We start from the raw sequence: 12,578 nt of genomic DNA, 5'->3' as shown, positions 1-12,578 counted from the left end.
GACCAGCGGTTCCTCGACACGTACTGGTCCCGTTTCGAGGGCAGGTACTTCGCGGGCGACGGAGCGAAGAAGGACGACGACGGGGACATCTGGCTCCTCGGACGCGTCGACGACGTGATGCTCGTGTCGGGCCACAACATCTCCACCACCGAGGTCGAGTCGGCGCTCGTCTCGCACCCGTCGGTCGCCGAGGCGGCCGTCGTCGGCGCCGCGGACGAGACGACCGGACAGGCCATCGTCGCCTTCGTCATCCTGCGCGGGACGGCCTCCGCGGAGGACGAGGGCCTCGTCGCGAACCTGCGCAACCACGTGGGCACGGCGCTCGGGCCGATCGCCAAGCCGAAGCGGATCCTGCCGGTGGCGGAGCTGCCGAAGACCCGTTCCGGCAAGATCATGCGACGCCTGCTGCGTGACGTCGCGGAGAACCGCGAGCTCGGCGACGTCACCACGCTCACCGACTCCACGGTGATGGACCTCATCCAGGAGAAGCTGCCGGCGGCACCCAGCGAGGACTGAGCGAGGAGAACGCGACAGATCGACGGCGCATGGTGCCGTCGGGTCGGGCAGTGTGCGGTGCTGCGGGACACAGAACAGCTGCCCTCAGGAGTCTGTGCTCCATTTCCGCGACAGCGCGGACAGCTCTACCGGGCAGCTGAGACGGCCAGGGCCTTGCGGACCCGGACGGGCTCGTAGGTAGGCGATGCCATGGAGAGCACCACCAAGGCGGTTCGGCCCAGGTGAGCCGCCAGTGCCTTGGCAGCACCGCTCGCGTCACGTACCTTCACCGCCTCGGCGATCGTGCGGTGCTGCTCACTCGTGCTCGCCTGCCATTCGAGCGGGTTCCATGACACGAATGCCAGGCGGTAGCGCGTGGCATGGTCGGAGAGCAGCGCAAGCTCTCGTTCCATGCGGGGGCCGGAGGGGTGGACGAGGGCGCGGTGGAACTCCTCATGCGGGCACCGCCACTGCTCGACATCACCAGTGCGTGCTGCGTCTTCCATCTCCTGGAGCAACTGGTCGATGCGGTGGAGGTGATCCTCGCTCATCTGCGGTACGGCGATCTCGACTGCGAGTGCTTCCAGAGTGATGCGCATGGCGTAGAGCTCGTCGAGGTCCTCGTCGCTGAACTTCGCCACGCGGGCGCGGTGCTGGGATTCCTGCTGGACGAAACCTTCCCGCTGCAGGATCCTGAGCGCTTCGCGCAGGGGGCCGCGGCTCACCCCGAGCTGCCGGGCCAGCTCGACCTGCGAGAGCGGGTCGCCGGCACGCAGCTCACCACGCATGATGGCGCCCCGCAAGGCGTGGTGGGCTCTGCTCACCTCATCGGGGTGGGCGACTTGGTCGGCCACCGTGGCTGGCTGTGCTGTCATCGCATGCTGGCCTTTCACGCGTTCACCTACGGACCCGGGTAATCCCCTGTACGCACCGCTCGGACGAGCTGCAAGTATCACGGTAGCCGACGCTCGCGGCCAGTCTGCCGACACTTTGCAAGCTGGCTCAACTTGACAGGCTCGCCCGAGTGCCCTGAAGTGCCCGTTTCTTCTGTATGCAACCGCCGCTGCCCTCAGGATCCATCTGCAAGATGTTGACATTCTTGCGGATGGATCGTGAGGGCACGACCTCGGATTCCGGGCTGTCCGAATACCGGCCCCGCCTCGTGGAGGCTGCGAGATCAAGCAGGTGAGTCTTCGGACTCCTTGTTCTGGGCGACGGCGATCATCGGAGTGGGGTCGAAGTAGAAGGGGCGGATGTCGCAGATCTGATGCCCTCGGAATCGGATCACTTCGGCTCCGTCGACCGTCGAGCCGTCGGCCAGCACGAATTCGACGATCTCCACGACGTGATCATCACCGACGGTTGTCGCGATGTACTTCACACGCGCCAGGCCGACGGTCTTAGCCACGAGTGGGATCAGCGTGCGAAAGGCGTCCTTGCCTCGGTACTCGCCGGCGAACGGCATGTAGGAGGGAATGGTGATGCAGAAATCGTCGGTCAGCAGCTCCCGGGCCGATGCGTGGTCGCCGGCAGTGTTGAGTGCGTAGTGCTGCTTGACGAGCGCGAGCTGTTCTTCCGGTGTCATGGTCACTCCGTTTGGTGAGCAGGCTGCTGGGGCTGGTCATGCACCGGCACGTGTTCCCGCCAGTCGGTCACTGGGCCTGGATCGGTGGTGACTGCCCACTACGGTGTTGCGCACCTTGCCCAGCCGCTCGACCTCGACCTCGACGGTGTCTCCAGGCTGCAGCAGCCGCGGGGGCTTACGGCCGTAGCCGACTCCGGCCGGCGTACCGGTCGCGAGTAGATCGCCCGGGCGCAGTGTCAGGGTGTGCGAGATCAGCGACAGCGTCTCTCCGACCGAATAGATCATCTGGTCGGTGCGGGCGTCCTGCATGGTTTCGCCGTTGACGCGCGTCCGCAGCCGCAGGCCTCGGCTGAGGTCGCCGATTTCTGAGGCCAGCACGATCGGGCCAATGGGGCCGGACTTGTCACCGTTCTTACCCAGGGTCCACTGGGAGGTGAGCTTCTGCGCCCGGCGAGAGGTCAGGTCGTTGAAGGCGGAGTATCCGAACACCGCGGCCAGTGCCTCTTCGGGAGTGGCGTCGACGAGCGGTGCCCCGACCCAGGCCACGACCTCGCCTTCCCAGTCCAGACCTTCCTCGTTGGAGGGCACAGGGACCTCCGCCCCGTCCACGGTCAGCGACTGTGTCCACCGGGCGAAGAGCGTGGGATACGGCGGCAGCTCCTGGTCGCTGAAACTGCCCTCTGCTACATGCTGAAGGTAGTTCAGACCCACGCACAGGACGCGCGCGTCGGGCAGTACCGGCGGGACCTGCTCGACGGAGGTGGCGGCAAGCGTCGGCCCGGTGGGCGGCTGGGAAAGGCAGCCCTCCGGGTCGTCCCAGAAGTCCGCGAGCGACGCAATGACGGTGACGCGGTCGCCTTCCTCCCCCAAGGCAGCGACCTCCACGCCGGAAGCAGCGTCCGGTCGCCTGATGCCCACTATTTTCACGTTATATCCCTTCCTTAGCTCCGGGGCGTAGCCCGGAGCGTCTCCTGTCGCCAGCCTGGATGGGGCCGCCCGAGGACAGCCCTGCAGGTCAGACGGCGCTCTCCGTACCGGAGCCGGTGTGGTCGTGTTCGAGGTGATGCTGCATCAGCAAGTCCGCGCCGAAGTCGTTGGAGGGGTCGCGCCAGACGCTGTGCACGTGGTTGGCGTTGTCCTCGGCGTTGTCGAACTCGATCAGGGTGGCCGGGCCCTGGATCCGGAAGTAGTGCGGCTCCCGCAGGGTTGTGCCGCCCGCCCAGGCGAAGTGGAGGTTCTCGACGCCGCCGGAGGCGGCGATGCGGTCCATCTCGAAGCCGACCAGGCCTGGCCGGGCCCGTCCGACGAACCGGGCGAGCAGCTCCTCGAAGTGTCCGCGCTGCGTGTCCGAGAGGTCACCGGCCCGCACCCCGCGCGGGTGGGCGCGGAAGTAGACCAGTGCCTTGCGGTCCTCGTCGGTGATCATCGCGTCGCGGCGGCCCACACCGTGGTAGGCGGGGTATTCGACCTCGCCGATGGTGGGGACGGTGCGGGTGACGAAGTCCGCCGGCGGCTTGTGGTGGATGATCGCCTGCTTCTGCTGTGCGGCGGTGAGGCTGTCCAGCAGGTCGAATGCGCAGTCCTCCTCCTCACCCAGGATCCGGAAGGGCCCGAACCGGGCAGGCTCGGCGCCAAGCAGAAACGGGGTCGCGCTGACCAGGTCGCCGTCCACGACGGTGACGTTGATTGACAGGTGGTGGCCGACCAGCCGCCAGCCCCAGGTGGTGTCCGGTTGCGGCTGTCCGAAGAAGCTGAGGAAGTAGCCGCGGGCGTCCCGCAGGGTGGCCGCGACGTGACCGAACAGAGGCAGGTTCAGCTCGCGGAGCACGTGCTCGTTGGCCATGACCTGGACCACCCGGGCGTAGGCCGGGATCGACATCGACTCGGCGATCAGCCGGTGGGCCAGCACCTCCTGGCGGCGGTCGAGTTCCCCGAGCGGCAGTCCGTGGCGGCCGGACTCAGGGAGGAAGTTCCAGTGGGTGCGGCCGGGGTCGGTGTGGGGCAGCAGGGCCTGCTCGCGCTGGTCCGCGCTCAGGCCGTCGAACAACCCCATTGCCGCAAAGGTGACCGCCGTCGCGTCGAAGGAACCGCCTCGCGGGCGGTGCTCGTGCGGAAGCTCAGCGCCGGAATGCGGGAGCGGTGTCGCCGTCATGGCGTTCCTGCCTTTCTTCGTCGTTGGCTGCGGGCATCCGTTGGGTCCCGGTCGTGTGGGGGCCTGTCCGGGACTGCGGGACGCCGGCGCCGCCGTTCAGTTGTGGGCCGCCTCGTAGCGGTAGGGGCCGAGGAACAGGAACAGTGCGGCGCAGACCAGACACACGGGGGCCAGAGTGAGCATTGCGGGGGTGTAGGAGCCGGCGCTGTCACGGACGAGGCCCACCGCGGACGCGGCGATCGCCCCGCCGATCTGGAACACCGAGAACGTGATGCCGTAGACCCTGCCGTAAGACAGGCGGCCGAAGTGGCGCGGGACGAGGTAGCTGAGGACGTCGAATTCGGAGCCGATCAGCAGCCCGGCCAGTGCCGCGGCGATGATGCCCGTCACCACGTTCGGTCCGGCCGCGAACAGCAGCACCGCGACGATGCCCCCGGCGAGGTTGATGCCCATGACCAGGGACGCCGGAAAGCGGTCCAGCAGCCAGCCGGTTGCGATCCGCGCCACGATGAGCGCCACGCCGAGGGCGACCGGCACCAGGTTGGCGACGCCTTCCGAGACGCCGGCGTCGAGGAGCATGGGAATTTGATAGACCGTCACCGAGGAGCCGACCAGTCCGAGCAGGAAGAACGCGGCCAGAAGAAGCCAGAACGGCCGTCTGGCTGTCGCAGCTGCCAGGGTGTCGCCGTCTGCCTGGACACCGGTCTTGCGCGGGCTTGGTTCGGCGAGGAGGAAGTAGGCGATCGGAAAGGCAAGGAGCGCTGCCGCCCCCAGTCCGACGAACGCGGTTCGCCAGCCGAACGCCCCGATCAGCCACGCGGTGAGAATGGGCACGATCACCGTGCCGACTCCAATGCCTGAGTTGGCGACTCCCAGTGCGAAGCCGAGCCGGCGCTCGAAGAAGCCTGCTGTGAGCCGGAGGTAGGCCACCGGCCACAGACCCAGGCCGCAGATCGGGATGAGAACCCAGGCCAGGTAGAACACGGAAATGTTGTCGGGCAGGAAGTACATCGCCATCAGGGAGAGCCCGAAGACGGGGGAACTGCACAGGATGAGGCGACGGCCGCCGTACCGGTCGACCAAGTAGCCCTGAATCGGCGAGATGAGCATGACCGTGATGCTCAGGAGGGAGGCGGCCGTTCCGATGGCTGAGACGCCCCACCCGAACTCACGGTTGAGCGGCTTGATGAAAGCCCCGAACGCCATGACCGTGAGCACGCTGGGACCGACGGTGAGTCCGAGGGCGGACGCCACTGCCGTACGCCACCCCGCCGCTTCGCTGACGGCGCCGGACGGTTCTTCGCTTGTCTGGGTGAGCGTTGCGGACTTGTCCGTGGTCATGCGCAATCCTCCTTGATTCGCCGATTCCCTGGTGGCAGCGACGCGGTCGTGACGACGCCTCGGTCACCAGGTGGGACCCAGGTTTCCCTGTCCGTTCGTGGCCGGCCGGAGTGCTTGGCGAAGACGCGAGACGAAGCGGGGGATATCGCGATGCGCACCGGCTGCAAGGACGTAGAAGTCCGGCCGGGCGAGGAACGCCTCGCACCCGTGCTCGGTGAACCAGCGCGCGTAGGCGCCGTCGAGATCCTGGACGGCGCTGGCGTCCGACACGTCGGCGGCCACGCCACCGATCTCCCAAAACCAGGCCCGCTCCTCGTCGCTCAGCGCTTCGGTCGGGTCTCCGGCACGGCTGATGAGCTGCCAGCCGCCCCCGATGACATCGTCGAACGGGCCCTCCTGACCGGCAATCCTGATTCGCCCCTGCGGTGCCAGCCGCCCCTCAACGTCCGCGGTCAGGGCCGTCAGGGACGGCTCACCCAGCCGGGGATGGGGAGGCTTGCGGGTGATGGCTTCGGGGTCACTCGCCCGCTTCCTCATCTCGGCGTCCCGGGCGGCCGCGCGTTCGACGTCGAGTTCGCAGATGACGCGGCCGGCGGCCACCGCCTCGTCGATGATTTCCCGGACGTGCCCGGCACGCTCTGGGCCGTAGGTGTCAAGCACCGCCGGTGCCGCCAGCTTGTGGTGCACCATTGCCAGCCGCCAGGTGAGTGCCCTGGCGTCCCGCAGGCCCGCGCACAGACCCTGCCCAAGGAAAGGGGGCATGAGGTGGGCCGCGTCACCGGCGAGGAAGACATTTCCCTCACGCCAGCTGCGGGCCCACCGTCCGCGGAAGGTGTACACGGCATGCCGTTCCAGCCGGGCTGTCTGCGGTGTCACGCCCCAGGGCTCCATGAGCCGCCAGGCGGTGCTAACCCGGCCGAGTTCCTCGGCGGTCATGTCGGCCGGGCGCATGAACTCAAACCGTCGCCGTCCGGGGCCGCTGTTGACCGCTGTCGCGGGCTGTGCCGGGTCGCAGTACTGGGTGACGAAGGCGCTCCACTTCTCCTCGACCAGGGGCTGGTAGTCCACCACCAGCCAGTCGGCCTCGAACCCCGAATCCCCTACCTCGACGCCGAGATGGGAGCGTACGGAGCTGTTGGCGCCGTCCGCGCCGACGAGCCACCGGGACCGGACCTGAACAACCTCCTTCGGCCGGTCGGCGGCAGCCAGCTGTGCAAATACTCCCGCCTCGTCCTGGGTCAGGGACCGGAAGGTCCATCCGCGGTGCACGCTCACGCCGGGTGTGGCGACCGCCATGTCCTCCAGGACCGACTCCAGGTCGGGCTGGTAGAAGCCATTGGTGTTGGCCCACCCCGATTCGGCGGTCCTGTTCCAGTCGATGGCTTGGAGGAGTTCACCCTCGCCGTTGCGGAACTCGTACCCGCCCCGTTCGCCCTGGGAGGGCTCGAAGAGGTCTGCGTGGTCGGCCATGAGTCCCGCCGCCTGGAGGATACGCAGGGCTTCGTGGTCGATGGTGCATGCCCGCGGCAGGGGATACCGCTTCGGCCAGCGCTCCACGACGGCCACCCGCAGGCCGGCCCGTCCGAGGAAGACAGCAGTCAGCAGGCCGACAGGCCCGCCGCCGATGACAGTGCAGTCGACTACCGGCGCGGGAGGCTCGGTGAGGTCCGCCTGTGGTGGAGTGGTCATGCGTCCGGCTCCTGCGCGCCATGGGTGTGTGTCACGGACGTGTGCTCCGGTCGTGCCGGGGTGCGATGCGAGCGGTGCCCGTCGGCGGGCAGGACGACGCATTTGCCATGCGGCGAGGCGGCCTGCGCCCGCCAGGCGGACGGGAGGTCCTCGAACGGGAAGGTCCGCACGTCCACTCGCAGTTCGTCGCGGGTGAGGGCGCTCCACAGCCAGGTCAGGGCCGCCCGCTTTTTCTGCAGCGGGGTGTGCAGACCGGCGAACCCGGAGAGAGTGAGCTGCTTGCCGCGCAGAAGGCGGGCCGGGATGTGCGCGGTCGGGCCCGCGGGGTTGCCCACGTTGACGATCCGTGCCCGGGGTGCGCACACGCGCAGGGCCGCCTCGAGCGGTGCGCCGTACACGCCGTCGAGGACGACGTCCACGAGGCCCGCGGCCGCATGCAGCCTAGCCGCCAGTGATTCGACGTCCTCGTCGGTGCGCAGCTCGACGACGGCGTCCGCGCCGAGGCCGAGCAGCCGCTGAAGTGCCGCACGATCGCGGGCGACTCCGACCACCCGGCCCGCTCCCCTGCGGTGCGCGATCTGAACGGCGAGCTGTCCGACGGCTCCGGTCGCCCCGAGCACCAGCACCGTCTCTCCGGGACGCAGGCCGGCGTCCTCGATAAGAGGCATGAACGCCGCCGTGCCGGAGTTGCCGACGGCGGCGGCCGAAACCGGGTCGACTCCCTCGGGCAGCGGCAGCAGGTCGTCGTCGGCGACCAGGACGTGCGTGGCGAGGCTGCCCGGGGTGGCGGGCGAGGCGTGGCATTCGGCGTAGACCCAGGTGCCGGGCGTGTGGGAGTCGGAGTCGAGTACCAGGCCCACGCACTCGCTGCCTGGGACGTAGGAGGCGTCGTGGCGAGCCGAGTGGAAGGTCCCGGACGCGATGACCAGGTCGAGCGGGTTCAGCGGCGCCGCGACCACGGCAACCAGGGTGGTACCGGGTGTCCGCGGCGGCAGCACGACCGGTCCGAGCCGCGGTGCGGCGCCGGGAGCGTCGACGATCGCCGCCATGACTTCCCAGCCCACGCCGGTCGACGCTTCATTTTCCGGGCTGGACCCGGTCGTGCCGTACTCGGACACGTCATCTTGCGGTTGCATGGTCACCTCCACTCAGCCTCGCTTGTCTACGACCGTCGTTCGAGCACGCTGGTCGATGCCGGTCCGCTCTTGACTCCGCAGAGTGCTCGGCCGATGTTCTCCATCCAGGTGTCGAGGTTGTTGGCGGCGTGCAGGCTGCCGGCCCGGGTATTGCGGGCGATCAGTTGCAGCGGCTGCCGCTTGGCGATCGCCGACGCCCCGGAGGCGCGGAACAGCGTCTCGACCGCGTCGGCGCACGCGTCCCACACGTACGCGACGTCGGTGTGGAACTGCAGGGCCTGGTCTTCGGTGGGTTCCACTCCCTCGGCGTCGCAGCGGTCGAGTTCGGCCACGGCCGCGTCGGCGACCCGGCTTGCCGCCCGGATCCGGGTGTGGGCGCGTCCGACAGTGAGGTGGGTGATCGGAGCGTCGATCTGATTCGCGTACGGCGAGTACGAGATGCTGCGCTTGCTGATCCCGCCGAGGAAGACTTCCAGGGCGTGGTCGGCCATGCCCAGCGCGACACCGGTGCCTGTAACCAGGGAGCGGGGCAGGCCACCACGGCGGGGTCCGGTGCCCTGCTCAGTGAGTTCGCCGATCCGCTCCCTGAGCCGCTGGGGCGTGCTGAAGCGCTCTTCGGGCACGAAAAGCTCGCCGTCCGTTGCGACGGTCTGGCTGCCTGTGGCGGCCATCCCCATCGCGTCCCAGTCGTCCCGGCAGACGAGCTGGTCCTTGGGGACCAGGACCATACCGACCTTCGAGTCGTCGGTGTCGTCGTAGAAGACGGCGAGGAAACCGTGGGACGCGTGGACGCTGCCGGTGGCAAAGGGCCACGCGCCCTTGATCATCCATCCGCCGTCGGTCCGGCGCGCCGTCCCGGTCATGCGCCGGCTCGTTCCTCCGACGGCGAAGGTGCGGTTGCCCGTCCAGGGGGACTCGTACACCGGCCCGATGACGTCGTCGTCGAAGGACACGCCCCACAGGTTGCCGCCCGCGGCCGCCCACACCATCCAGGCCGTCGCCCCGCATCCCGCAGCCAGCGCGCGGTAGATGTCGTGGAGCTCTCTTGTGCTGAAGTCCGCGCCTCCGAACCGCTTCGGCGTGGTCAGACTGAAGACGCCGGCCTCGTCGAGCCGCTCAATGGTTTCCTGGGGGATGCGGCGCTGCTGTTCCGCCAGGGCCTGGTGCTCGCGCAGCCAGGGGCGCAGCTTCTCCACGTCGGCGACGACGTCCTGAGCCTGTGGCGCTTTTGTGTTGCTCATCGTCATGTTCCTCATGACTTTCTGCTAGTTCGCACACTCGGTGTCGCTGGTCCGCCTCACGGCGGTCACACGGGCCAGGTGTCGTCGGGCGAGGTCAGCGGCGTGCCGTGGAAGCCGGCGACCGGGCGCAGGCTGGGGTCGCTGCCGTCGCGCAGGCCTACGGAGGCGTCGGGGTGGTCGTCGAACCAGCCGGTCGCCGGGTACTTGTACATCCAGTCGACGAGCAGTCGGCGGCGGGCGATCAGCCAGACGCCGTCGCGCTTCTCGAAGCGGTCGAGGTAGCGGGCCCACAGCTTGACGTAGTCGCCCTTCCAGTGGTGCTTGTCCGACCCCTGGTGGTCGGCCTGGAGGTAGGTCTCGACGTGGGCGACGTCGGGGCCGTCGAACTCGATCAGGCTGTTGCCGAGGAAATGCATGGTCCGCACGAAGCGCGGCATCTCGTTGGTGAGGAACTCAAGGAAGCCTTCGACCGGGCCCTCGTGCAGGCTCTTCGGGAACTGGACGTGTGCGTCCGTGTGGAAAGCGCCGCGCACCAGGTCCATGTCGACGCGGTCCAGACCGCGGCAGTAGCGGAGCAGTACGTCGTGGATCTGCGCTCGAGCGGTCAGTTCCTCAAGGTTCATCGGGTCTCTCCCTCAGGGTTGCTTCGGACCGGCTGCACACCCGTGGGCGGCAGAACGGGCAGCTGTACGTAGCTGGGGTGTTCCGGGCCGGTGTAGACCGAGTTCAGGGCCCCGTCGTGATAGGCGGGGTCGTAGGCGTGTCGCATGCCGTGACCGACGCCGGTGTACGGCTCGATGTCGACGCGGATGCGGTGGCCTTTTCGCACCAGGCCCGTGTTCGGAATGATCTCGATCTCCACCGGCACGATCTCGCCGTCCCGCAGCGGGGCGTGGTCGGCGCGCAGATGGGTGTGCTTGGGCCGGTACTCGGTCGAGCGCTGCGTGTCCCAGCTTGCGGTGGGAGGCCTTGAGCCATCCCTTGGCCAGCGGGTAGAACCGCGTGGAGATGCCGGGGATCAGCGCCGGACCGCAGTAGTCGATCTCGCGGTTCTCCTCGTCCAGCACGCGGAAGGACACGTAGATGTCCATGTCCTCGCTGGTGCTGGCCACCCACAGGACCGCCTTGCTGTACCCGGCGAGAACCGTGTCCTCGGTCATTGGCTCACTGATGAACGTGGCACCGGGAGCACAGGGCGCGGTGGCCGGCACTCCCTCGCCTGGAGCGCACGCCCGGCGGGGCACGGTCGGGTCCACCTCGGCCGAGTAGGTCACGGACCGCTCAGCCTCGGGGACGGCGCGTGCCAGGCGCCCGACGTTGCTGCAGGGCAGGTGTCCATCCTGGGGGGACGGCGAGGCGTCGAGGTACCACCGGACATACTCGGTACGCGCGACGGGCCATTCGTTCTCTTCCTGGAGGTACGAGCCGCCGCGTCCGGTGCGGATCTCCAGGCGTACCGCAGGCCTGTCCATGATCCCGTTGTCGATCCCCTTGAGCCAGTGATCGAAGAACGCCATGTGATCGTCGACTGCCGCCGAGGAGTACGACTTCAGGAACCAGTCCTCCCAGAAGTCGATCTTCTTGTTCGGCGTGGGGGTGTTCAGGTACGTCTCGCTGCTGCCGAGTTGATGGAAGTTGCCCGGGTGCGAGGTCGCAGCGACCGTCCACAGCGGCACCGTCACCCCGCTGAGGTCCGGGCTCATCAACACCTCAGACCGTGGCCCGAAGATCGCCTCTGGGTCGGAGTCCTTGAAGGGGCTCGCCTTCGCCGTCGCAAGGAAGTCCTTCGCCTTGATCTTGCCGCAGGCCGCGGGCTCGATCGCATTGGCGAACCAGCCGGGGAAGAACTCCTCATTGAGGATGCCCCCGGTGTACATGAGTTCCTCGTACAGATCGGCGTCCGTGCCGATGGCGATCATCGCCTTGAGGTGCGGGGGATTCAGGCTCGCCACCGCGTGCTGGCTCACCGCGTAGTACGACATGCCCCACAAGCCGACGTTGCCGTTGGACCACGGCTGTACGCCGGCCCACTCGATGGCGTCGTAGAAGGCCTCCGCCTCGTCGATCCCCCAGATCCCGAGGGTGCCGGGGCTCTTGCCTGCGCCGGGGCTGTCCACACGGACGACCGCGTAGCCGCGCGGGACCCACGTCCGCGTGTTGACACTCTCGTGGTTTTCGTATTCGTAGCCGTCCGGGTTGCCGAGGAAGTAGCGCTCCTCCATCGCCTCGTGATGCTCGGCGTCCTCGTCAATGCAGATGGAGTGGTGGACGAACGCCCGGCCGTAGACACCGCAGTTCATGACCACCGGGACCGGTTCGTCGTTGTCCGGGCGATACACGTCTGCGTAGACGAAGCCGCCGTTGCGCAGCGGGATCCTGACGTCGCGGTAGCGGCGGATGCCCAGGACGTTACGGCGCACCTCGTTGCGTGCCGCAGCCGGCGACCGCAGCGTGCGCGGCTTGCCGTCGGCAAAGACTTTCGCCCGGTTCAGGTCATCGAGCAGTTCCGCGACGACCGGGTCGTGCGTGAATGCCTGGACGGGATCGGCCGGGGCGCCCGGGAGCGATGCGAGCCCGTAGCGGAAGTCGATGGGCCGCTCCCCCACCAGTTCATGGATCTCGGAGGTAAGGGTGATCCCGTTGTCGGGGTTCCCGTCCAGATCGAGGGTCTGAAGGAAGCGGGCGATGTTCGTCAGCCCCGGATCGGCAACCTTGTCGATGTTGCCGTCGACCCTTGCGACGATGTCCGCGAGGGTGAGCCGCTCGGCGCCGCGCGCCGCGCCGAGCACGACGCTGCCGACCGAGAACACGACCACTTCGCCGTCCCGGTACTCGAAGTGGCCGTCCTGGTCGGTGACGCCCGAACAGGTCGGGGTTTCGAACCGCAGGCCGACGACGGGGCCTGCGAACTTCCCTTGGCGTGGCATGGAACTCTTCTT

Annotated in this window: 11 protein-coding genes and 1 pseudogene; 1 reads left to right on the top strand and 11 read right to left on the bottom strand. The window is 68.2% G+C overall.

Translation table 11 applies throughout. The features are described from left to right. Nucleotides 1-516 (top strand): AMP-binding enzyme (locus AC069T_RS33700; RefSeq protein WP_478786358.1); only part of this gene is annotated, 516 nt, incomplete at its 5' end. A gap of 125 nt (nt 517-641) precedes the next feature. On the opposite strand, the gene AC069T_RS33695 is transcribed toward AC069T_RS33700, so the two are convergent. The 11 genes and pseudogenes from AC069T_RS33695 to AC069T_RS33645 form a co-directional block, all read right to left on the bottom strand. Then, entirely contained in the window at nt 642-1,370 is a 729-nt protein-coding gene (locus tag AC069T_RS33695; protein ID WP_478786357.1) for a GntR family transcriptional regulator, read from the bottom strand. A gap of 302 nt (nt 1,371-1,672) precedes the next feature. Next, a complete protein-coding gene (locus AC069T_RS33690) occupies nt 1,673-2,080 on the bottom strand; it encodes a nuclear transport factor 2 family protein (protein WP_478786356.1) in 408 nt (135 codons plus the stop codon). 36 nt (nt 2,081-2,116) lie between these two features. Continuing rightward, nucleotides 2,117-2,965 (bottom strand): fumarylacetoacetate hydrolase family protein, encoded by an 849-nt coding sequence (locus AC069T_RS33685; protein ID WP_478786355.1) that lies wholly within the window; start codon nt 2,963-2,965, stop codon nt 2,117-2,119. A gap of 130 nt (nt 2,966-3,095) precedes the next feature. After that, the gene (locus AC069T_RS33680) at nt 3,096-4,232 is read right to left on the bottom strand and encodes a DUF3500 domain-containing protein (protein WP_478786354.1); all 1,137 of its coding nucleotides are present in this window, start codon (nt 4,230-4,232) and stop codon (nt 3,096-3,098) included. Nucleotides 4,233-4,328: 96 nt separating this feature from the next. Then, the gene (locus AC069T_RS33675) at nt 4,329-5,573 is read right to left on the bottom strand and encodes an MFS transporter (RefSeq protein ID WP_478786353.1); all 1,245 of its coding nucleotides are present in this window, start codon (nt 5,571-5,573) and stop codon (nt 4,329-4,331) included. A 63-nt stretch (nt 5,574-5,636) separates the two neighbouring features. Beyond that, on the bottom strand, nt 5,637-7,262 hold the full coding sequence (gene mhpA, locus AC069T_RS33670) for a bifunctional 3-(3-hydroxy-phenyl)propionate/3-hydroxycinnamic acid hydroxylase MhpA (RefSeq protein WP_478786352.1): 1,626 nt from the start codon (nt 7,260-7,262) through the stop codon (nt 5,637-5,639). Further along, entirely contained in the window at nt 7,259-8,398 is a 1,140-nt protein-coding gene (locus AC069T_RS33665; RefSeq protein WP_478786351.1) for a quinone oxidoreductase family protein, read from the bottom strand. Before AC069T_RS33665 ends, mhpA begins: the two co-directional genes overlap by 4 nt. Nucleotides 8,399-8,424: 26 nt before the next feature. Further along, on the bottom strand, nt 8,425-9,639 hold the full coding sequence (locus tag AC069T_RS33660; protein WP_478786350.1) for an acyl-CoA dehydrogenase family protein: 1,215 nt from the start codon (nt 9,637-9,639) through the stop codon (nt 8,425-8,427). A gap of 65 nt (nt 9,640-9,704) precedes the next feature. Next, nucleotides 9,705-10,262: a nuclear transport factor 2 family protein gene (locus AC069T_RS33655; RefSeq protein WP_478786349.1), complete on the bottom strand. Its 558-nt coding sequence runs from the start codon at nt 10,260-10,262 to the stop codon at nt 9,705-9,707. Beyond that, complete coding sequence (locus AC069T_RS33650) at nt 10,259-10,507, bottom strand: hypothetical protein (RefSeq protein WP_478786348.1); 249 nt, start codon at nt 10,505-10,507, stop codon at nt 10,259-10,261. Before AC069T_RS33650 ends, AC069T_RS33655 begins: the two co-directional genes overlap by 4 nt. A gap of 115 nt (nt 10,508-10,622) precedes the next feature. After that, nucleotides 10,623-12,566: pseudogene (locus tag AC069T_RS33645) on the bottom strand (CocE/NonD family hydrolase); the annotation flags it as partial. Nucleotides 12,567-12,578 lie beyond the last annotated feature (12 nt).

This window comes from Streptomyces sp. NPDC043867 (assembly GCF_056435845.1).
Note: the sequence above shows the minus strand (reverse complement) of the source record. Positions and strands in the feature narration are given on the sequence as shown.